20 protein-coding genes are annotated in these 21,630 nt (G+C 38.8%); 19 read left to right on the top strand and 1 reads right to left on the bottom strand.

Translation table 11 applies throughout. From position 1 onward, the window contains the following. Positions 1-7: 7 nt before the first annotated feature. The 9 genes from kdpB to AC58NB_RS16195 all read left to right on the top strand — a co-directional run bounded on the left by kdpB (position 8) and on the right by AC58NB_RS16195 (position 10,322). Positions 8-2,047, top strand: coding sequence for a potassium-transporting ATPase subunit KdpB (gene kdpB, locus AC58NB_RS16155; protein ID WP_497427825.1), 2,040 nt, complete (start codon positions 8-10; stop codon positions 2,045-2,047). 31 nt (positions 2,048-2,078) lie between these two features. Beyond that, the gene (gene kdpC / locus AC58NB_RS16160) at positions 2,079-2,636 is read left to right on the top strand and encodes a potassium-transporting ATPase subunit KdpC (RefSeq protein WP_497427826.1); all 558 of its coding nucleotides are present in this window, start codon (positions 2,079-2,081) and stop codon (positions 2,634-2,636) included. Positions 2,637-2,703: 67 nt separating this feature from the next. Beyond that, positions 2,704-5,043 (top strand): universal stress protein, encoded by a 2,340-nt coding sequence (locus AC58NB_RS16165; protein ID WP_497427827.1) that lies wholly within the window; start codon positions 2,704-2,706, stop codon positions 5,041-5,043. Positions 5,044-5,137: 94 nt separating this feature from the next. After that, positions 5,138-5,551, top strand: a complete 414-nt coding sequence (locus AC58NB_RS16170) for a CBS domain-containing protein (RefSeq protein WP_497427828.1) — start codon at positions 5,138-5,140, stop codon at positions 5,549-5,551. A gap of 334 nt (positions 5,552-5,885) precedes the next feature. After that, a complete protein-coding gene (locus AC58NB_RS16175) occupies positions 5,886-6,731 on the top strand; it encodes an ABC transporter ATP-binding protein (protein WP_497427829.1) in 846 nt (281 codons plus the stop codon). After that, on the top strand, positions 6,682-7,605 hold the full coding sequence (locus AC58NB_RS16180) for an iron-hydroxamate ABC transporter substrate-binding protein (protein WP_497427830.1): 924 nt from the start codon (positions 6,682-6,684) through the stop codon (positions 7,603-7,605). Before AC58NB_RS16175 ends, AC58NB_RS16180 begins: the two co-directional genes overlap by 50 nt. A gap of 68 nt (positions 7,606-7,673) precedes the next feature. Beyond that, a complete protein-coding gene (locus AC58NB_RS16185) occupies positions 7,674-8,684 on the top strand; it encodes a FecCD family ABC transporter permease (protein WP_497427831.1) in 1,011 nt (336 codons plus the stop codon). Further along, the gene (locus AC58NB_RS16190) at positions 8,681-9,688 is read left to right on the top strand and encodes a FecCD family ABC transporter permease (RefSeq protein ID WP_497427832.1); all 1,008 of its coding nucleotides are present in this window, start codon (positions 8,681-8,683) and stop codon (positions 9,686-9,688) included. The genes AC58NB_RS16185 and AC58NB_RS16190 overlap by 4 nt, the downstream gene beginning before the upstream one ends. Positions 9,689-10,097: 409 nt before the next feature. Further along, complete coding sequence (locus AC58NB_RS16195) at positions 10,098-10,322, top strand: hypothetical protein (RefSeq protein WP_497427833.1); 225 nt, start codon at positions 10,098-10,100, stop codon at positions 10,320-10,322. A 174-nt stretch (positions 10,323-10,496) separates the two neighbouring features. Here AC58NB_RS16195 and AC58NB_RS16200 read toward each other — a convergent pair whose 3' ends face one another. Then, entirely contained in the window at positions 10,497-11,534 is a 1,038-nt protein-coding gene (locus AC58NB_RS16200) for an NAD(P)/FAD-dependent oxidoreductase (protein WP_497427834.1), read from the bottom strand. 343 nt (positions 11,535-11,877) lie between these two features. On the opposite strand from AC58NB_RS16200, the gene AC58NB_RS16205 reads away from it, so the two are divergent. From AC58NB_RS16205 to AC58NB_RS16250, 10 genes are all read left to right on the top strand, one after another. Next, a complete protein-coding gene (locus tag AC58NB_RS16205; protein ID WP_497427835.1) occupies positions 11,878-12,369 on the top strand; it encodes a pyridoxamine 5'-phosphate oxidase family protein in 492 nt (163 codons plus the stop codon). Positions 12,370-12,684: 315 nt separating this feature from the next. Next, entirely contained in the window at positions 12,685-12,996 is a 312-nt protein-coding gene (locus AC58NB_RS16210) for a PTS sugar transporter subunit IIB (RefSeq protein ID WP_497427836.1), read from the top strand. Then, a complete protein-coding gene (locus AC58NB_RS16215; protein ID WP_490996806.1) occupies positions 12,996-13,325 on the top strand; it encodes a PTS lactose/cellobiose transporter subunit IIA in 330 nt (109 codons plus the stop codon). The genes AC58NB_RS16210 and AC58NB_RS16215 overlap by 1 nt, the downstream gene beginning before the upstream one ends. Before the next feature lie 43 nt (positions 13,326-13,368). After that, positions 13,369-14,685, top strand: coding sequence for a PTS cellobiose transporter subunit IIC (gene celB, locus AC58NB_RS16220; RefSeq protein WP_497427837.1), 1,317 nt, complete (start codon positions 13,369-13,371; stop codon positions 14,683-14,685). A gap of 105 nt (positions 14,686-14,790) precedes the next feature. After that, entirely contained in the window at positions 14,791-16,197 is a 1,407-nt protein-coding gene (locus tag AC58NB_RS16225) for a glycoside hydrolase family 1 protein (RefSeq protein ID WP_497427838.1), read from the top strand. A 103-nt stretch (positions 16,198-16,300) separates the two neighbouring features. After that, positions 16,301-17,011 carry a GntR family transcriptional regulator gene (locus AC58NB_RS16230; RefSeq protein WP_497427839.1) on the top strand — a complete coding sequence of 237 codons (711 nt, stop codon included), beginning with the start codon at positions 16,301-16,303 and terminating at the stop codon, positions 17,009-17,011. Positions 17,012-17,328: 317 nt separating this feature from the next. Further along, positions 17,329-17,640, top strand: a complete 312-nt coding sequence (locus AC58NB_RS16235; protein WP_497427840.1) for a PTS sugar transporter subunit IIB — start codon at positions 17,329-17,331, stop codon at positions 17,638-17,640. Between the two features lie 184 nt (positions 17,641-17,824). Then, positions 17,825-19,141, top strand: coding sequence for a PTS cellobiose transporter subunit IIC (celB, locus tag AC58NB_RS16240; RefSeq protein WP_497427841.1), 1,317 nt, complete (start codon positions 17,825-17,827; stop codon positions 19,139-19,141). Between the two features lie 70 nt (positions 19,142-19,211). After that, on the top strand, positions 19,212-20,096 hold the full coding sequence (locus AC58NB_RS16245; RefSeq protein WP_497427842.1) for an ROK family protein: 885 nt from the start codon (positions 19,212-19,214) through the stop codon (positions 20,094-20,096). Positions 20,097-20,675: 579 nt separating this feature from the next. Beyond that, on the top strand, positions 20,676-21,629 hold the full coding sequence (locus AC58NB_RS16250) for an AAA family ATPase (RefSeq protein ID WP_497427843.1): 954 nt from the start codon (positions 20,676-20,678) through the stop codon (positions 21,627-21,629). Position 21,630 lies beyond the last annotated feature (1 nt).

A 21,630-nucleotide genomic window follows, 5' to 3' on the forward strand; every position in this document is an offset into this window, starting at 1 on the left:
TATTCCAATGAACACAAAGCGTAAAGCTGCAATTAATAACGCTATAGTTAAGCGTGCTTTAATAGATGCTTTTAAAAAACTGGATCCACGTATAATGGCAAAAAATCCAGTTATGTTTGTAGTAGAGGTTGGTTTTGTTATCACTCTAATCTTAACCATATTTCCTACCCTGTTTGGTGGAGAAGCGAATCCAATCTATAACGGAAGTGTAAGCATAATTTTGCTCCTTACCATTCTGTTTGCTAACTTTGCAGAATCTTTGGCTGAAGGAAGAGGGAAGGCACAGGCTGATAGTCTGAAAAAAACAAAACAAGATACAAAAGCCAGATTGCTATTAAAAGATGGATCAATCAAGATGGTTCAATCAACTGAATTGAGAAAAGGGGATTTGGTCGTTGTAAAAGCAACTGAATTGATACCGGCAGATGGAGAAATTGTAGAAGGCGTAGCCTCTGTGGATGAATCAGCGATAACAGGAGAATCTGCTCCGGTCATTAAAGAATCCGGGGGAGATTTCAGTTCAGTCACTGGAGGCACAAGAGTGAACAGTGACAGGCTGAAAATTCGAGTAACAGCTGATCCAGGTGAATCCTTTCTTGATCGTATGATTCATTTAGTTGAAGGGGCTAAGCGACAAAAAACACCGAATGAAATTGCATTAAATACGTTACTCATTAGCTTAACACTGATCTTTTTAATTGTTTGCACGACCTTGGTTCCGATTGCCTCTTATGTAGGAGTCACTATTCCAATTGCAACTTTAGTTGCTTTGCTTGTTTGTTTGATTCCGACCACAATAGGAGGACTTCTCTCCGCTATTGGTGTTGCCGGAATGGATCGCGTTACTCAATTTAACGTTATTGCCATGTCGGGGAAAGCAGTAGAAGCGGCTGGGGATATTAATACAATTATTCTCGACAAAACTGGAACGATTACACATGGAAACCGGATGGCTACAGCTTTTATAGCGGTTGAACATGTCGACCAAATGAAATTGAATAAAGCTGCGCTATATAGCTCTCTTCATGATGAAACACCTGAAGGTCGATCGGTCATCGAGTTGGCAAAGAAATCAGGCGTTTCAGAAGCTGAAGCATATGCAATTGATTCAGAAGGTGTTGAATTTCAGGCGGAAACTCGTATGAGCGGAACAGACTTTGCAGATGGGCGAAATGTTAGAAAAGGTGCTGTAGATGCTATTAAGAAATATGTGGTTTCCGGTGGAGGGACTGTCCCGAACGATCTTGATGGTAAGTCATCAACGATTGCGATGGAGGGTGGTACGCCTCTTGCTGTTGCACAGGGAAATGAAATTTTAGGATTAATCTACTTAAAAGATACCGTAAAGCCCGGGATGAAAGAAAGATTTGATGAATTACGGAAAATGGGAATAAAAACGGTCATGTGTACAGGGGATAACCCATTGACTGCCGCAACTATTGCTCGTGAGGCAGGTGTTGATGATTTTATCGCGGAAGCGAAACCGGAAGATAAAATATCTGTTATTAAAAAGGAACAAGCCGAAGGTAAGTTAGTGGCTATGACAGGAGACGGAACGAATGATGCACCGGCGCTTGCACAAGCTGATGTTGGTCTTGCGATGAACAGTGGAACGATTGCGGCGAAGGAAGCAGCTAACATGGTTGACTTAGATTCTGATCCAACGAAGATCATTGAAGTAGTAGCCATTGGGAAGCAATTGTTAATGACGCGTGGAGCGCTGACCACGTTTAGTATTTCCAACGATATTGCGAAATACTTTGCGATTATCCCGGCTATGTTTATGGTGGCGATCCCGCAAATTGGGGCTTTAAATATTATGAATCTGGCTACCCCTCAAAGTGCAATTTTATCGGCACTCATCTTTAACGCTATTATTATCCCATTGCTTATTCCCTTGGCAATGAAGGGTGTTAAATATGTGCCAATGAGTTCAACAAAGCTTTTGAACCGTAACCTCATGATTTTTGGACTTGGCGGGGTCATTGTTCCTTTTATTGGTATTAAGATCATTGATTCATTGCTTGTTGTCATGAACCTTGTATAAAAATAAATAATAAAGTAAAGGTGACGTACAAATGTTGAAAAATCTACGGGTAAGTTTGGTTCTTCTTCTCATATGCGGGGTTATTTACCCGCTATTTATGACGGGAATCTCACAATTCATTTTTCCTGCTAAAGCCGATGGCAGTGTAATCAAAGATGAAGATGGAAATGTGGTGGGTTCTGAGTTAATTGGGCAGAACTTTAAGGATCCAAAGTATTTCAGCAGCCGAGTTTCTTCTATAGAGTATGATGCGGCTGGGTCAGGTTCTGGAAATTATGCACCTTCTAATGAGGAAATGATTGAGCGAACCAAAAATGATATAAAAGCATTTTTAGAGCATAACCCAGATGTACAAAAAGAAGATATTCCAGCAGATCTTTTAACTAATTCAGGATCGGGGCTGGATCCGCATATGTCTCCGCTGGCGGCAAAGGTTCAAGTTCCAAGAATTGCTGACGTCCGAAAAATAAGCATAGAAGAGCTAGAATCCCTCATCGATGAAAATACGGAGAGCCGACAATATGGAATTTTGGGCGAGCCGCGAGTTAATGTGTTACAGCTAAATTTGGAGCTTGATAGATTGAAATAAGGTGAATAGAGAAGGAGAGTAATGTATAGTCACTCTCCTTTTCTTATATGTAGAAAGAGAGGCCCGAATGATGGTCGAATTCCGCAGAAAAACTCCGGAAGAGTATTTGCAATCGATTTCTAAAGTAAACAGAGGAAGATTGAAAATTATATTAGGTGCAGCTTCTGGCTCAGGAAAGACGTATCATATGCTGTTGGATGGAAAAACATTGACGAAGAAATCGATTGATGTGGTAATTGGAGTTATTAGTCCCACCAATCGTCCTAAAACAATCGAACAAATCGGGGATTTGGAAAGCATTCCTCCAATTGAATGGGTGGAAAACGGAATCGTTAAACAAGATTTAGATCTTGAAGCCATCAAAGAAAGAAATCCAGAAGTGGTCCTTGTTGATATCTTGTCACATTGCAACCGAAAAGGTGCACCGCATAAGACAAGGCTAGATGATATATTAGAGTTGATGAGCTGCAACATTAGCGTAATAACGACTATGAACGTCTATGAATTAGAGGGAGTTAGAGAGATTGTTGAAAAGCTGCTCGCTGTTAAGGTTCAGGTAGACCATTGTATTCCGGATGACACTCTTGCAATGGCAGATGAGGTAAAACTATTGGATGTAACCCCTGACCAAATTCTCACTCGTTTACAAGATGGCGAAATAGACCAGGCATTAAAGAAGAAATTTTTTAAACGAGATTATTTGGCGGTATTGCGAGAGCTTGCTTTGCGGCATTTGGCAGGAGAAGTGAATGGTGAACTCGATGATTATCGAGAACAGCAAGGACTTATAGGCCCATCTGGGGCAACAGAGAGGATTCTTGTTTCCGTCCAATATCATTGGAATGGATCTATTTTGGTTAGGCGGGGCCAACAAATTGCGAAACGTCTCGGCGGAGAATTATTTGTCGTCTGTTACCTCACACCCGAAAAAAAACTTTCCAAGGAAGAGGAAACGTTTAGAAGATCTATTAAAAAGTTAGTTCGCAAAATAGAAGGTAAATTTGAAGAATTGCCGCTTACTCAAATGGATGTTGCAGAGGGAATAGTCCATTATGCAACGGACAAAAAAATTACTAAAATTGTGATAGGCCAATCTAAAAGAAGCCGCCTGGAAGAAATCATGAACGGCTCCGTTATAAATAAAATCTTAAGGAATACACAAAATATAGATATTTTGATTGTCGCTGAACGTACAGATAAAAACGGAAAAAGAGTGATACCTGCTAAGTGGAAAGATCATAAAAAGATTAATCCATACAGGCGACTTTCAAACGTAGAAGTTGAAGAACAAATTGGCATCATAAAGAGAGGTCAATTAAAGGTCTATATCGGTGCTGCTCCTGGTGTGGGCAAGACGTATACGATGCTCCGTGAGGCAAATGAATTGAAAAAAGATGGGATTGATGTGGTGATCGGCTTGCTTGAAACACATGGAAGAAAAGAAACGCATGAACAAATTGGAAGCTTAGAGATCATACCACGAAAAAAAATCAACTATAAAAACGTAGTGATTGAAGAAATGGACATAGAAGCGATTATAAAACGAAATCCAGAGGTTGTGCTTGTGGATGAATTGGCTCATACCAATGTACCGGGCAGCGTCCATAAAAAAAGGTATGAGGATGTAGAAAAGATTATAAAATCGGGGAATTCGGTCATTTCAACGATGAACATTCAACATTTAGAAAGTTTAAATGACAGTATTGAACAAATTACAGGGGTAAGAGTCCGAGAAACAGTACCAGATCATGTGATGCGAATGGCGAATGAGATTGAGCTTATAGATATTTCTCCACAGGAGATCCAGCAACGTATGCTGGAGGGAAATATATATGCTAAGGAAAAAATAGAGCAAGCACTCAATCATTTTTTTAAGACCTATAATTTAATTGCATTAAGGGAACTGGCTCTCCGTGAAGTGGCAGACGATGTGGATGAGAGACTGGAAGCCTTGGAACATAAACGGACCTTAAGAGGACCGTGGCGAAAACAAGAGGTCATCTTTGTATGTGTAAATTTGCGCGGAGATAGTGAACGCCTTATCCGGCGTGGATTTCGAATGGCTTATCGGCTGAAGGCAGTCTGGTATGTTGTCTATGTAAAGGATCATTCTGTTTTAACGGAAAAAGAGCAGATTAAAATAAAGAACATGCAGTTGTTAACGGAGAGGCTGGGTGGAATTTTTGAAATGAAAGAGACATCCCATCGAAGAAAAGTTGTCGACGAATTGGTTGATCTCTTAAATAAAAAGAATGCTACTCAAGTAATTATAAGACAATCAGCACGGACACGAATGGAGGAGATCGTTAAAGGTTCGGTTGTTCAAAAACTATTGCGTTTAGTTCGTCATCTAGATGTATTAATTGTTGCCGATCAGAAACCTGATAAAAAGAAGTGGTCTGGTTAACTAGTAAGATTAGAAAGGCATATAGTAAAACCGGGCGGGCATAATGTATAGAAGGGCAGGAGCATAAATTGAATCATTGTTTAGGAGGTGAATGGTGAATATAGCCTTTTTTTTAATTCCCAAAAAAGAAGTAGCCATTGTTAAGTACGAGTCCACGATGAGACAAGCGCTGGAAAAAATGGAGTATCACAAATATTCTGCAGTTCCCATTATTGATAACCAAGGCAAATATGTCGGTACCTTAACAGAGGGGGACTTGCTTTGGAAAATGAAAAATACCCCTGGCTTATCGTTTGAAAACATGCATAAAACGAAGTTGAAGGAAATAAAACCAGAGCGCAATAATGAACCTATTCACATTGATGCTGATATGGAAAGTATCATTGAAAGAGCAATGGAGCAGAATTTTGTCCCGGTTATTGATGACGCAGGTATTTTTATTGGTATAGTAAGAAGAAGAGAAATTATTGAATACTGTTCAAAAGAAATCTTAACTAGGATAAATTAAAATAACATTAATCATTTCTGCTAGTTTAGATGAATCAGTAGTGGCAGAAGAGCCAAAAGATACCGATCCAGAAGGTGTCGAGTAGAAGGTGTAACAGCCTGACATTTAGTGAGTACCCAATATAGATAAAATACAGTGAACAGAGACTGTTTCCTAAAATACTAAGGGAACAGTCTTTTTCAATGTATATTGAGCTGTTAATCTTCGAAATGCACAATAATTCCATAATTTCTGAAAAAACAATTGACAAAAGCAGGAAAAGAAATTATATTTAACTACGAATTGATAATCATTATCAATTAAAAAGAGCTAATATTCCTTAAGGAGGTTTATGATGAATCGCCTCTATACAGAACGTTTAAATATAGGATATGGAGAACAATTGATTGTCAAAGACCTTAGTGTAGAAATACCCGATCGAAAAATAACCACGATTATTGGTTCTAATGGGTGTGGAAAATCAACATTATTGAAAGCCGTTACACGCATTATATCTCATCAATCAGGCGAGGTAGTTTTAGATGGGAAAAGTATTTCAAGTGAAAATACGAAAAATCTTGCCCGAAAGATGGCCATCCTTCCCCAGTCCCCAGAAAGTGCAAGCGGACTGACTGTTGGTGAACTTGTATCCTATGGGAGATTTCCTTATCAAAAAGGGTTTGGTCGCTTAACGAAAAAAGATTATGAGGTTATTGACTGGGCTCTTGAGGTTACTGGAACAATAGATTACAAGTTTCGTCCGGTAGATTCCTTATCAGGCGGCCAGCGCCAACGTGTTTGGATTGCTATGGCATTAGCCCAGGAGACAGAAATTATCTTTCTCGACGAGCCAACTACCTATTTAGATATGGCTCATCAGTTAGAGGTATTGGAGCTTTTGCAAAAACTGAATCATGAACAAGAACGTACTATTGTGATGGTCCTGCATGATTTAAACCAGGCAGCACGTTTTGCGGATTATATGATTGCCTTAAAAGATGGTCGAGTTGTAAAAGCTGGGTCCTGCGAGGAAGTGATTACTCCCGCTGTACTCAGAAAAGTGTTCCATATTGATGCCCAAATAGGGAGAGATCCAAGAACAAATAAACCAATGTGCCTTACTTATAACTTATTAAAAGGAGAACCTAAACATGAAAAAGTGGATATTCCCGTTTATTCTGCTCTCAGTGTTAATTATTAGTGCCTGCAGCGATAGTGCCTCTACAGAGAAGGAAAATGCGACGGAAAAAGAAGAGACACCAAAAACATTTACATATGAATCAGAAACAGGGCCAGTGGAAGTCCCAACAAATCCAAAGCGCGTTGTCATGCTTTCAGGATTCACTGGTAACGTGATTGAACTGGATGTGAATTTAGTTGGTGTTGACGTATGGTCTAAAACAAACCCTACCTTTAAAGAGGAATTAAAAGATGTAGCCGAAGTGTCTGAAGATAATTTGGAGAAAATTATTGAACTAAATCCAGATCTCATTATCGCGTTATCTACTGTTAAAAACGCTGATAAATTAAAGGAAATTGCTCCCACTGTAACCTATACTTGGGGTAAACTGGATTACTTGGCCCAGCATGTTGAAATCGGAAAACTATTGGGCAAAGAGAAAGAAGCTCAAGAATGGGTTGATGATTTTCAGAAACGCGCTGCAGAAACCGGCGATGAAATTCGTGCAAAAATCGGTGAGGATGCAACTGTATCTGTAATTGAAGCTTTCGATAAAAATCTATACGTTTATGGAGATAACTGGGCACGCGGGACAGAAATCCTTTATCAAGCAATGAAATTGAATATGCCTGAAAAAGTAAAAGAGATGACATCCAAGGACGGCTACTATACCTTTTCTACAGAAGTATTCTCTGAATATGCAGGAGATTATGTGATTTTGAGTAAATATGCAGCTGCTGATGTATCATTCCAGGAAACCGAAACCTATAAAAATATACCTGCCGTTAAAAATGGACATGTATATGAAATGGAAGGTGACGGGGCATCCTTCAGTGACCCAGTTACATTAGAGAAGCATTTGGCTTTTTTCAAGAAATCATTTCTAGGTGAATAATTTTTTTGAAGGGATTCTAATTGGAATCCCTTTTCCCCTATTCTGATGAAAGAGAAGATGAGTGACTGATGACAAAAGAATTGAAACGTTCCATCCCCTTTGTCTATAAAATGATTGCCGGTTTGCTTGTACTTATTGGAATGTTTGTAGTATCAATGGTTTTTGGTGCTGCAGATACGACTATTAAAGATGTATGGCTTGCCCTTACCACAGAAATAAAAACAGATGCCACCTTGGTGCTGAGAGAAATTCGTTTTCCAAGAGAAGTAGCAGCCATGTTTGTAGGAGCAGCTTTAGCGGTGGCAGGAGCTATTATGCAAGGGTTAACACGAAATCCACTTGCAGATCCTGGATTACTTGGGTTGACGGCGGGTGCAAATGCTGCATTGGCAATCACACTGGTCGTCTTCCCTTCCATGAATTATTTTGGGCTGATGATTGGCTGTTTTATAGGAGCCGCTGTTGGTACAATCATGGTGTTTAGTATGGGGCTTATTAAAAAAGGAGGATTTTCTCCTCTTCGAATCGTATTAGCTGGGGCTGCTGTGTCAGCTTTCCTTTATGCAATTGCAGATGGGGTAAGTATTTACTTTAAAGTTTCCAAAAATGTTTCGGTATGGACCTCAGGAGGTTTAGTTGGAACGACCTGGGGCCAGCTCCGTATCATTGTTCCTTTCATTATAGTTGGTATTCTAGTGTCGTTCCTCTTTGCAAGACAGCTAACAGTTCTTAGTTTAAATGAAGAGGTTGCTGTTGGCTTAGGGCAGAAAACGATCCAAGTAAAAATCATTCTGTATATGGTTATTATCCTTTTGGCTGGTGCCTCCGTTGCCCTAATTGGAAATATGACATTTATTGGTTTGATGGTTCCACATGTTGTACGAGCAATCGTCGGGACAGATTATCGTTTTATCATTCCGATGACAGCTATTGCCGGAGCGGTTTTTATGCTTTTTGCTGATACAATAGGACGTACCATAAATGCACCTTTCGAGACACCGGTAGCCGCAATTGTAGCTACGATTGGATTACCCTTTTTCTTAATAATCGTTCGTAAAGGAGGCAAAGCATTCTTATGATTCATCCTTCTTTACTCAAGAAACAACGAATTTTTATTATGATTTTTTTAGTACTTATAATTGGTACTGCTGTTGTGAGCATGGGAATGGGAGCTGCTTCTTTATCTTACGATCGCCTCATTCCAACACTACTTGGAGAGGGTACTTTTAAAGAAGAGTTTGTTTTATTTTCAATTCGATTACCAAGAATACTCATTACAATCCTGGCTGGAATGGCGCTTGCGTTATCAGGTTCTATTCTTCAAGGCATTACAAGGAATGATTTAGCGGATCCTGGTATTATCGGAATTAATTCTGGAGCGGGTGTGGCTGTGGCCATCTTCTTTCTATTCTTTCCGATTGAACCCGGTTCATTTGTTTATATGCTGCCGCTTGTTGCGTTTTTAGGTGCTATTCTTACTGTTTGCTTTATCTACTTATTTTCGTATACCAAAAACTCTGGGCTGGAGCCGGTAAGGTTGGTTTTAGTCGGCATTGGTTTCTCGATGGCTCTCTCTGGTGCTATGATTGTTCTGATTTCTTCTGCAGAACGGGAGAAAGTAGATTTTATTGCTCAATGGTTAGCGGGGAATATTTGGGGAACCGATTGGCCTTTTATTTGGGCGTTGCTTCCATGGTTAGTTATCCTTATTCCATTTACTTTATACAAAGCCAATCGTTTAAATCTTCTCGGAATTAGTGAAACTGCTGCGATTGGTGTAGGTGTGTCGATTGAGAAAGAACGAATTATTTTATTGCTCACGGCTGTTGCTCTGGCTGCTTCTGCTGTTTCGGTTACGGGGGGTATTTCCTTTATCGGATTAATAGCACCACATATAGCCAAAGCTCTAGTAGGACCTAGAAATCAATTGTTTATCCCACTTGCCATCCTGATTGGCGGCTGGCTGTTATTATTTGCTGATACCATCGGCCGAAATCTGGTTGAGCCCAACGGAATTCCAGCTGGTATTATGGTTGCTTTTATTGGGGCTCCTTATTTTATGTATTTATTATTGAAAAAATAAGTGAAAACACCTTGAAAATTTGTTTATTATCAAGGTGTTTTATCGTTATGTTAGCGCTAATGGAAATAAAATTGTTCATTATTTGTGTTTAAAAGGTTACTTCAAAATTAAGGGAACTGTTCGCTGCAATAAAAAGAATCAAGAACGCTCATAAGCTTCAGGGGAACAGGTGGGCAAGCTAAGATGGCCTGCCCTGCATATGAAAAAATCAAAGGATGGCTCAGTGCCATCCTTGTTTATTACTAAAGAGGGAGAATAATGTTATGCAATCTTTTTTTATGATTGATTTAGGGATTAAGGGCGGATTTTATTTCTGATGATCTGGGTGCTGAGATTCAATTGATTTTGAATGTGATAGGCAAAAAGTACAAAGAGGGAAATTGATTTTGTGGGACGTGATTTTCTGGTATTGGAGAATAAAGATAGGGTAATAATTGCTTTATATCAGAATCTATTAAATATAGCTGTTGAGAAAAAGACAGCTGATCGAGATTATAAGAGTAATAATAAGTTTGATGAATTATTGCAAGATCCATTTCTTAAAAGAGACTTGGTATTGAATTTTGGTGCAACTTTTTCCCGATTCCCCATATTAATCGATGATGAAAATTCATGTATAATTGTACCCTGGTAAATATCTGTAAGATTGATACAAAGGTTTAATTTTAAAAAGGGATGGAAAAGGTCATCCTTTGGTACATAGTGGGGATTCTGAAAAGTTCCTGTATATAAAAAAGCTGATAATAGTACGTTCTTACCAGCTTTCATGGAGGGCTGTAAGTGTAGATTCTGTATTAAAGCCGAATAATTAAATTCCTAGCTTTTCTTTCAACAATTGTTCATTCCGTTCAGTAAATACTTCATTATGGGATGATACCATCGCAGTACCATAAGCTGACGGTTCCATATAAATCTTGGCGCTGTTAACGGCATTGACAGCATCCTGGAAGGCTCCGACCAATAAGTTTACTTTTCCTTCGTAAGATATAATATCACCGGCTGCAAATATCCCTTCTGTAGAAAGGATGCCTTTAGGTGTACCGATATAATAGTAATCGTCCTTCATCTCAGGCTGTAAAGTTCTTTCAAATTCAAGTGATGCTTCACGATTATATCCATGGTTAATTAAAACATCATCAACGTCAATCGCTCTTTTACTGCCGTTCATATCTAGTATCACTTGATCAATGGCATGGTTCTCCTTATTTGCCACTAAAGAAGTAATAGCAGCATTGAGGATGATTTCTACATTGTGATCTTTTAATTTTTTAATTTGAGCTTCGTGTGCTGAGAGTTCGCCTTTACGGTAAACAACAGTGACACTTGCTGCAATATGAAGTAATTCTGCAGCCCAATCAATGGCAGCATTGCCTCCGCCGGATATTAATACATGCTTGTCTTTAAAACGTTCTATTCGCTGTACAGTATAGTGTAAATTAGTAAGCTCATACTTCGTTGCACCTTCTACTTCCAACTTTTGTGGAGAGATAATTCCACCGCCGTTTGCCATGATAACGGTTTTAGATACATGCTTCTCGCCATCATCTGTTATAAGGACAAACAATCCATTTTCTTTAGCAATATATTCAACTTTCGTATTTAAACACACTGTAGGTTCAAAGGTTAATCCTTGGGCAGTCAAATCTTTAACAAACTCTTCACCGCGCATAGGACGCATTCCCCCAACATCCCAGATCATCTTTTCAGGATAAATATGAACTTTCCCTCCCAACCTCGATTGAGACTCAATAATCTTCGTTTTCATCGTCCGTAATCCGCTGTAAAAAGCACTGTACAAACCTGCAGGTCCTCCGCCAACGATCGTTACATCATATATCTCTGACATGTATAAACCTCCCTTATTTAGAAGCTGAATGAAGAGAATGAATTAATAGATAACTTCATTATATTGATAATAATTCTCATTATCAATCAAAACTTAGAAACCAATCCAATAAAAGACGGTACAAGAGCATGAACACTACGTGAAGAGCAGACGATTATATGGTAATGCAGATGGAGACTTTTTTCGTATAACTCCTTTCTACTTATAATTTTGAGTGATTGAGAGAATATAAACCTACGAATCATGCAGTAAATGAAAGATCAAATATAAGCCAAATCCTAATTTTACGATTAAAAAGGGATCAAGAGGGTAAAATACCTATAAAATCCAAAGAGGTGATATCATGACTAACGTTGAAAGAACGAACCAGGAAGAATTGGAGAAACTACGAGAATTAATTAAAGATGTTGACACGGCTATGCTGACAACACAGACAGCTGAGGGATTGATTTCTCGTCCAATGAAGACACAGGAAGTTGAATTTGACGGAGATTTATGGTTCTTTACGAAAAGAGAGACAGACAAATATAAAGAGGTAGTTGAGCATCCAGAGGTCAATGTTGCCTATGCCGGTAAGTCTTATGTTTCTGTTCGTGGCAGAGCTGAAATCGTTGATGATATTAACAAGAAAAAGGAACTTTGGAACGCGGCTTATGAAAAATTACTTGAAACGACCGTTGATGATCCAAATATTATTTTAATAAAAGTAAAGGCGGAAGCAGCGGAATATTGGGAAACCGGAAACCTCACAAAAAACATTGTGAATCTGTATAAGAAGATGACTAAACATGAATCTGATGCGAAAAATATCAATGAAACAATAGAATTAAAGTAGGAAGTAATAAAATTGAACAGAACGAGGGCATGCCTAAAATGTGGGTATGCTCTTTTTATATGGTTTTTTGATTTGTAAAGGGAGGCTGTAGGGCGATGTTTGTTATTTTCTTAAAGTGCTGCATCAAGGAATCTGATTTCTGAAATCTCTCCTACTAAAGGTTTCGTCTTAAAATGAACATTACGTGAAACTAGTTCAATGAAATTTCGCAAAATTTATTTATTTTTATACAAATGTCTAGACATTTAAAAATAATTGTCTATAATGATAAATGTAAGCGGTTTTACAAGACTACTATAAAGGGAGTTTTTAAATATGAGAAAAATTTTATTAGCTTGCAGTTCAGGTATGTCAACAAGTTTGCTGGTTACTAAAATGGAGCAACATGCCAAATCAATTGGTGAGGATGCAAAAATTTGGGCAGTTGGACAGGATAAGGCAAAGACTGAAATGGCAAATGCTGATGTTGTTTTAATTGGTCCTCAAATGAGCTTTCTTAAAGGTGAGTTACAAAAAGAAGCTGACAAACATGGCATTAAAGTAGATGTAATCAACATGATGGCATATGGAATGGCAGACGGTAAAAAAGCATATGAACAAGCTCTTTCTTTGATAGGTGATAAATAATGGAAAAACTGCAGATTGAACAACTTACAGAAGAACAGATCAGCTTCCAGCTTATCTTACACAGCGGTAATGCAAGAAGTAAGATCATTCAGTCGTTAAAGGTTTATCGCGAAGGTAATGTCGAAGAAGCGGATGACTTATTAAAGCAGGCTGAAGCGGATCTTAGTATCTCACACGATATACATTTCCAAATGGTCCAAAAAGAAGCATCTGGTGAAAAAACAAATTTCTCTATGCTCTTAATGCATGCTGAGGATCATTTGATGTCTACGTTGACTATGAAAGAGTTAGTAAAAGAAATACTAGAAATCTTTAAGGCAAAAGGCTAAAAATTAATGGTTTAATATTATTCCTATTTAAGGGGGAAGTCCTGTGTTTGATAAAATCAGCCAATTTCTTATGCCAATAGCGGGTAAGCTGAATAATAACCGATACTTAGGCGTTCTACGTGACGCTTTTATGTTAGCGTTTCCATTAACTGTGTTCGGTTCGATCGTGGTCGTTTTGTTAAATCTTCCATTTCTGGACTCGTTTTTAAGTGACGGTACGATTACGACTCTCCGCGATACCTTTGGAGTAGCTAGTAGTGCAACTATGAATATTATGTCTGTGTTTGTTGTCTTCGGTATCGGATATTATCTATCGAAAAGTTATGATGTTGAGGCTGTATTCGGTGGAGTAGTTGCTCTCGCATCCTTTCTATTCTTGACTCCATTTGTGGTTGAGACACAAGGAGGAGAAACAATTACAGGTGTTCTTTCACTGGACCGTCTTGGAGCAAAAGGAATGTTCCTTGGCATGATTTCTGCCTTTGTCGCAGGTGAAATTTATCGTAAAGCTGTTCAAAAGGATATTACGATTAAAATGCCAGCAGGTGTACCGCCAGCAGTAGCCAAATCTTTTGCGGCATTGATTCCTGCACTTATTACATTAACGTTTTTCCTGGCTGTACAAGGAATCGTAACTTTAGCATTTAATACAAATCTTCATGATGTTATTTATAAAATTATTCAAGAGCCTCTTACTGGCTTAGGCAGTGGCATTATCCCGACATTGATTGTTGTTTTCTTTATTCAAATCCTTTGGTTCTTTGGACTTCATGGTCAAATTATTATGAACTCCGTCATGGACCCTATTTGGAATACATTGGCTTTAGAGAATGTGGCTGCATTTAATGCAGGTAAAGAATTACCTCATATTATTTCAAAGCCTTTTATGGATACGTTTACAGTAGGGATGGGTGGAACAGGTATGACTTTGGCAGTCGTGTTGGCCATTCTCGTCTTTGTTAAATCCAAACAAATGAAACAGGTAGCTAAGTTAGGCGGCTTGCCTGGTATATTCAATGTCAATGAACCAATTATTTTCGGTCTTCCGATTGTTATGAATCCATTAATTTTAATACCGTGGGTTGTTGCGCCAATGATTGTTACAGCTGTAACCTATTTTGCAATGAGCACCGGTCTTGTGCCTCCACCAACTGGTGTAACGGTACCATGGACTGTACCAATAGGATTCAGTGGATATTTAGCGACTAATTCGATTGCGGGTTCTATTTTACAACTTGTAAACTTCGCTATTGTATTTGCGATCTGGCTTCCGTTCCTGAAGGTCATTGATCGTGTAAATGTTAAAAAAGAACAAGAGGCAGAAGCAGAAGCAACTGCAGCTGCAACTGTACAAAAATAATGAATATCATTGAAAAGAAGACTAGTAGGGAATCCTTCCATTGCTAGTCTCCTTATTTATAAGCTATATAAATAAATCAACTATGAGACGAGAGGATGGATTATCATGAAAAATACGAGCGATAAAATAAATTATCAATTTCCAGAGGGATTTTGGTGGGGATCAGCTGCTTCTGCAACTCAAACAGAGGGTGCTGCAGATGTTGACGGAAAAGGAAAGAATATTTGGGACCACTGGTACGAGGTAGAGCCTAATCGCTTTTTTGACGGAGTGGGCCCTCAAAAAACGTCTCAATTTTATTATAAATACAAAGAAGATATTGCATTAATGAAAGAAATTGGACATAACTCTTTCCGCATGTCTATTTCCTGGTCACGTATGTTTCCGAATGGTACAGGCAAGGTAAATGAAAAGGCGGTCGAATTTTACAATAACGTCATTGATGAGTTAATAGCTAACGATATTGAGCCATTTGTTGGGCTATTCCACTTTGATATGCCAATGGCTATGCAGGAAATTGGCGGATGGACAAACCGTAAAGTTGTCGATGCTTATGAACAATACGCGATTACTTGTTTCAAAACATTTGGGGACCGTGTTAAAAAGTGGTTTACGCATAATGAACCGATTGTTCCGGTAGAAGGTGGATACCTATATGATTTCCACTATCCGAATGAGGTGAACTTCCGAAATGCGGTTCAAGTTGCCTATCACACTATTTTATCGAATGCCAGAGCAATCGCTGCCTATAAGGAGCTCGGTCTGGACGGAAAAGTTGGGATCGTTCTAAATTTAACGCCATCCTATCCAAGAAGTCAGCATCCTGCTGATGTAAAAGCTTCTATTATCTGCGATGCCTTCTTTAACCGTTCCTTCCTCGATCCTACAGTTAAGGGTGAATTCCCTGCTGAATTAGTTGAAATTCTGAAGGAAAAAGATTTCATGCCTGTAATAGAAGAAGGGGACTTGGAGTTAATAAAGAATAATACAGTATCCTTGCTTGGAGTCAATTACTATCAGCCGCGTCGTGTGAAAGCGAAAGAACACATGCCGAATCCGGATGGTCCATTTATGCCAGATCACTATTTTGATAACTATGTTATGCCTGGACGTAAAATGAATCCTCATCGTGGTTGGGAAATCTATGAAAAGGGCATTTACGATATATTAATCAACCTGAAAGATAACTATGGTAATATCGAATGCTTCATTTCTGAAAATGGAATGGGTGTAGAGGGTGAAGAAAAGTTCCGTAATGCCGATGGAATGATTGAGGATGATTACCGAATTGATTTCATCAAGGGGCATCTTGAATGGGTTCATGCTGCAATCGGAGAAGGTTCCAATGTGAAAGGATATCATTTATGGACATTTATGGATAACTGGTCTTGGAGCAATGCATATAAAAATCGCTACGGTTTTGTTTCTGTAAACTTGGATAAAGATGGAGAGAGAACGATTAAGAAAAGTGGATATTGGTATAAAGAGGTAGCTAAGAACAATGGATTTTAAGTAGAATGATGGAGGATAGTCCCTGAATGACTATCTTCTTCTTTTCAATATGAATTGAACAGTATACTATACAAAGATAAGTTAGAAAAAAGAAGGGTGTATCATGTCCAAGTATATTTCTATATCAGATGAAATTAGAGAGCGTATTAAAAGCGGTTATTATCCGGTTGATCAAATGATGCCGGATGAACATAGTCTATGCCGGGAATTTAACTGCAGCAGAATGACGATGAAAAGAGCGCTTGATATCCTGGCACAGGAGGGGATGATTTATCGAAAACGGGGTCACGGTACATTTATCATTCAATCATCTATGCAAAACCACAATGTAAATGTCATCAGTGATGAAACGGTTGGGTTATCCAATTTAATGAAAGACCAAAAAATAGTCAGTAAAGTAATTGAGTTTGGTATTCAGTTCCCTTCTGAAGAAATCGCCAAAAACCTTTCTATCAGCATGAATACACCGGTTTACCATATTATCCGCTTACGCATTGTAGAGGATGAGCCTTATGTGCTTGAAGAAACGTATATGCCTTCCAACTTGATTCCTGATATTAATGAAGACGTATTGCATGATTCTATTTATCATCACATTGAAAATACATTGAATTTAAAGATAGGCGGAGCCCATAGGAAGATTAGAGCCGCTAAATCTAATGAGTTGGATCAACAATATCTTCATTGTGGGGAACATGATCCAATCCTGGAAGTAGAACAAATTGGCCATCTGGATATTGGAATTCCATTCGAGTACTCGTTTTCCAGACATCGATATGACAGATTTACATTCATTTCAGTAGCCGTTAGATAAAGATGGAGATGCTCACATATTAGTAGGGTGAAGCAGAGTGAACGAAATTTATTTGTGCGGAAGGTTCCTCTGATGCAGTGGTTATGAACACGAATACCTGAATTGGTTGAATAAAGTAATTCTTATATTGTCCCTTCGAGATTGGAAGGCAATAAGGGTATGCCTAATTGTGGGTATGCCCTTTATCTATGAATTGAGTGGTATAAATTTACAAAAAACTTTGAATACTTAATTAAATGTCTAGATATTTATTATAAATTGTCTATAATAGTAAATGTAAGCGGTTTTAAGAGACTACTATAAAGGGAGTTTTAAATATGAGAAAAATTTTATTAGCTTGCAGTTCAGGTATGTCAACTAGTTTGCTGGTTACTAAAATGGAGCAGCATGCCAAATCAATTGGTGAGAATGCAAAAATTTGGGCAGTTGGACAGGATAAGGCAAAGAATGAAATGGCAAATGCTGATGTTGTATTAATTGGTCCTCAGATGAGCTTCCTTAAAGGTGAGTTACAAAAAGAAGCAGACAAATATGACATTAGAGTGGATGTCATCGATATGAGGGCATATGGAATGGCAGATGGTAAAAAAGCATATGAACAAGCACTTTCCTTAATAGGCAAACAATAATGGAAAAACTGCAAATCGAACAACTTACAGAAGAACAGGTCAGCTTTCAGCAGATTATACACAGTGGTGGTGCAAGAAAGAAGTAAGCTTATTCAAGCATAGAATGTTTATCGGGAATGTATGGTTGAAGAAGTGGATGAATCTTAAGGTATTTAATCTAATTCCTATTTAAGGGGGAAGACCTGTGTTTGATAAAATTAGCCAATTTCTTATGCCACTTGCCGGTAAACTGAATAACAACCGATATTTAGGCGTTCTACGTGACGCTTTTATGTTAGCGTTTCCATTGACCGTTTTTGGTTCCATTGTCGTCGTTTTATTAAATCTCCCATTTTTGGACTCGTTTTTAAGTGAAGGTACCATTACCACACTTGGTGATACATTTGGAGTGGCAAGTAATGCAACTATGGGAATTATGTCTGTGTTTGTTGTCTTCGGTATCGGATATTATCTATCAAAAAGTTATGATGTTGAAGCTGTATTTGGTGGAGTAGTAGCCCTTGCCTCCTTTTTATTTCTGACACCGTTAGTGGTAGAAACGGAAGCGGGAGAAACCATTACTGGTGTTCTTTCATTGGATCGCCTTGGAGCAAAAGGAATGTTCCTTGGCATGATCTCTGCTTTTATTGCAGGCGAAATTTATCGTAAAGCTGTTCAAAAAGATATTACGATTAAAATGCCAGCAGGTGTACCGCCGGCAGTAGCCAAATCTTTTGCAGCATTGATTCCGGCACTTATTACATTAACGTTTTTCCTGGCGATACAGGGAATAGTATCCTTAGCATTTAAAACAAATCTTCATGATGTTATCTATACAGTTATACAAGAACCACTTACAGGCTTAGGTAGTGGCATTATTCCAACCCTAGTCGTTGTGTTTCTTACTCAAATCCTTTGGTTCTTTGGCCTTCATGGGCAAATTATCATGAACTCTGTCATGGATCCAATTTGGAATACATTGGCTTTAGAGAATTTAGCGGCATTCAATGCAGGTGAAGAAGTACCACATATTATTTCAGGCTCATTTATGGATACATTTACAGTGGGGATGGGTGGAACAGGTATGACTTTGGCAGTCGTGTTGGCCATTCTCATGTTTATCAAATCCAAGCAGATGAAGCAGGTAGCTAAATTAGGTGGTCTGCCTGGTATATTCAATGTCAATGAACCGATTATTTTTGGTCTTCCGATTGTCATGAATCCATTAATTTTAGTGCCTTGGGTTCTTGCGCCAATGATTGTAACAGCTGTTACCTATTTTGCAATGAGCACTGGTCTTGTGCCACCGCCAACTGGTGTAAAGGTACCGTGGACGGTACCAATAGGATTAAGCGGATATCTAGCGACTAACTCACTTGCAGGTGCTCTTTTACAACTTGTGAACTTTGCTATTGTATTCGCAATATGGCTTCCATTCTTGAAGGTCATTGATCGCGTTAATGTTAAAAAAGAACAAGAGGCTGAGGCAGAAGCAGCTGCAGCCGCAACTGTACAAAAATAATGGTCCAATGCATATGAAAATCGTTATGTTTATGTTTCTGTAGACTTAGATATAGATGGAGGTGCTCCACATGTTAGTAGGGGGAATTGAAGCAGGTGGAACGAAATTTATATGTGCGGTGGGTGACCCGAAAGGATCAATTCTAGAACGAATATCGATACCTACTACTACGCCAGAGGAAACGATGTCTCAGGTACTTGCTTTTTTTGATAAGTATCCAGTGGAGGCGATTGGAGTAGGTTCCTTTGGTCCGGTGGATGTGAATACGAATAGTCTTACATATGGTTCTATAACAGCAACGCCGAAGCTTGCCTGGAGGGATTACCCTATTGTTGATGAATTAAAGAAGAGGTTCTCTGTTCCGATAGGTTTTAATACAGATGTAAACGCAGCGGCTTTAGCAGAGGCAACTTTAGGTGCTGCAAAAGGGCTGGACAGCTGTCTATATATTACGGTTGGTACGGGTATAGGCGCAGGAGCAGTCGTCCATGGAAAGCTATTGCAGGGATTGTCACATCCGGAAATGGGACATATCCTTGTACGTCGTCATGAAAAAGACTCCTATGAAGGGAAATGTCCATATCACCAGGATTGTCTTGAAGGATTGGCAGCGGGACCGGCAATTGAAGAGCGCTGGGGCGAAAAAGCGGATAATCTCGATAGCCAGGAAGAAGTATGGGAGATGGAAGGCTTTTATATTGCGCAGGCGCTAATGCAATATATTTTAATCCTATCTCCTAAGAGGATCATCCTGGGAGGTGGGGTTATGAAGCAAAAGCAAGTATTCCCAATCATCTATGCTTATTTAAAAAAATCACTCAATCAATATGTTATATTACCTGAACTGGATGAAGCCATTGATTCTTATATTGTTTCTCCAGGATTGGGCGACAATGCTGGGGTAATTGGATCGCTTCTTCTTGCTGACCAAGCTTTAAGAGAAAAACAAATTTAGACATATTTATGTAAAGGAAATCAGAAGGACTCTATAAAGTCCATATTCTGAATTCCTTTTTGTTTTTTGGATTTCTTACAAGGGGTAGACCCTTCCTCCACTTTTTATTTATACCATTTTTAGACTTTCCCAAGTCTTAATTGGCCATGACTGAGTGACCGAATATATATTGAAAGAATGTCATTTTGATTAATTGTGAGTCCGCGTTCGACAGAATATTTTCCTCGACAATTGGATTGATGAATGAAAGTCAACAAGGCTTTTGTTCTCTGAGGATTTCTTTCTTATTACCAAGGAAAATCATCTATAATGCAGTGTTCTATTTTCTGCAGAATGGGAGAGACTCCTGCGGGAAGAACAAGCGTATCAAGACCCCGCAGCGCAGAGCGTGAGGAGGCTTGATGCTTGCCCGCGGAAAGCGAGCCCATTCTGCAGAAAATAGCGTTAACTTAATAGTGTCATTTTTCTTTGCTTATGATTAAAAGAACCTCATCTACAAAATATTTATAATAAAGTTATTGACTGTAAATACAGAATATTATAACAATAGGGTTATAGATCAAAGGGGGAGAATAATCCATGAATGAGAAACTCAATCCTATGATAGAAAAGATTATCCAAAATATAGAGAAAGTGATTATCGGGAAAAGAGAGGTTGCTAAGTTAAGCATTGCAGCTCTTTTAGCAAAAGGGCATGTGTTGCTTGAAGATGTACCGGGCGTAGGCAAGACGATGCTAGTTAAGTCTATTGCTAAATCGATCCAGGTTGATTATAAGCGAATCCAATTTACTCCGGACTTATTGCCATCTGATGTAACGGGCATTTCTATCTATAATCCAAAGGAGCATGAATTTATATTCCGGCCAGGGCCTATTATGGGAAATATCATTTTGGCTGATGAGATTAATCGGACTTCTCCCAAAACACAGTCTGCCTTGCTTGAAGCAATGGAAGAACATAGAGTAACAGTCGATGGGGTAACACATAAATTGGCCAATCCGTTTTTTGTTATGGCAACTCAAAATCCAATTGAATATGAAGGAACCTACTCCTTGCCAGAGGCTCAGTTAGATCGTTTCTTACTTAAAACGAAAATGGGTTACCCAGAAATGGCCGATGAATTGGCGATTTTGACGAATGCAAAAATGCTTGTTTCTGTAGACGATCTCAATCCTGTAATCACGGTTAATGAAATGATTAAGCTACAGGAGGAAATTCAGAATGTATATGTAGATGATATGATTGCACGTTATATTGTAGAATTGGCTGTGAAAACGAGGGAGGATAAACGGGTATATTTGGGCGTGAGCCCGCGTGGTACAGTTGCCCTTATGAAGGTTTCACAGGCTTGGGCATTTATGCATAGTCGTACCTACTGTATACCGGATGATGTGCAATTTTTGCTTCCTTACGTATTTAATCACCGTATGATTGTAAAAGCCGAATCTGTTTATGATGGGTTTACTGCTCAAGCTATTCTCGATGAGATAGTGGCAAGGACACCTGTCCCTGTGCAAAGGCAAGTGAATTGAA

It is taken from the genome of Pradoshia sp. TA40_28 (genome assembly GCF_059694525.1).

Excerpts from the sequence above, each read along its gene's own strand:
- kdpB (WP_497427825.1), top strand. The coding sequence starts at position 8 with ATGAACACAAAGCGTAAAGCTGCAATTAATAACGCTATAGTTAAGCGT.
- kdpC (WP_497427826.1), top strand. The coding sequence starts at position 2,079 with ATGTTGAAAAATCTACGGGTAAGTTTGGTTCTTCTTCTCATATGCGGG.
- AC58NB_RS16165 (WP_497427827.1), top strand. The coding sequence starts at position 2,704 with ATGATGGTCGAATTCCGCAGAAAAACTCCGGAAGAGTATTTGCAATCG.
- AC58NB_RS16175 (WP_497427829.1), top strand. The coding sequence starts at position 5,886 with ATGAATCGCCTCTATACAGAACGTTTAAATATAGGATATGGAGAACAA.
- AC58NB_RS16180 (WP_497427830.1), top strand. The coding sequence starts at position 6,682 with ATGAAAAAGTGGATATTCCCGTTTATTCTGCTCTCAGTGTTAATTATT.
- AC58NB_RS16185 (WP_497427831.1), top strand. The coding sequence starts at position 7,674 with ATGACAAAAGAATTGAAACGTTCCATCCCCTTTGTCTATAAAATGATT.
- AC58NB_RS16190 (WP_497427832.1), top strand. The coding sequence starts at position 8,681 with ATGATTCATCCTTCTTTACTCAAGAAACAACGAATTTTTATTATGATT.
- AC58NB_RS16200 (WP_497427834.1), bottom strand. The coding sequence starts at position 11,534 with ATGTCAGAGATATATGATGTAACGATCGTTGGCGGAGGACCTGCAGGT.
- AC58NB_RS16205 (WP_497427835.1), top strand. The coding sequence starts at position 11,878 with ATGACTAACGTTGAAAGAACGAACCAGGAAGAATTGGAGAAACTACGA.
- AC58NB_RS16210 (WP_497427836.1), top strand. The coding sequence starts at position 12,685 with ATGAGAAAAATTTTATTAGCTTGCAGTTCAGGTATGTCAACAAGTTTG.
- AC58NB_RS16215 (WP_490996806.1), top strand. The coding sequence starts at position 12,996 with ATGGAAAAACTGCAGATTGAACAACTTACAGAAGAACAGATCAGCTTC.
- AC58NB_RS16225 (WP_497427838.1), top strand. The coding sequence starts at position 14,791 with ATGAAAAATACGAGCGATAAAATAAATTATCAATTTCCAGAGGGATTT.
- AC58NB_RS16230 (WP_497427839.1), top strand. The coding sequence starts at position 16,301 with ATGTCCAAGTATATTTCTATATCAGATGAAATTAGAGAGCGTATTAAA.
- AC58NB_RS16235 (WP_497427840.1), top strand. The coding sequence starts at position 17,329 with ATGAGAAAAATTTTATTAGCTTGCAGTTCAGGTATGTCAACTAGTTTG.
- AC58NB_RS16245 (WP_497427842.1), top strand. The coding sequence starts at position 19,212 with ATGTTAGTAGGGGGAATTGAAGCAGGTGGAACGAAATTTATATGTGCG.
- AC58NB_RS16250 (WP_497427843.1), top strand. The coding sequence starts at position 20,676 with ATGAATGAGAAACTCAATCCTATGATAGAAAAGATTATCCAAAATATA.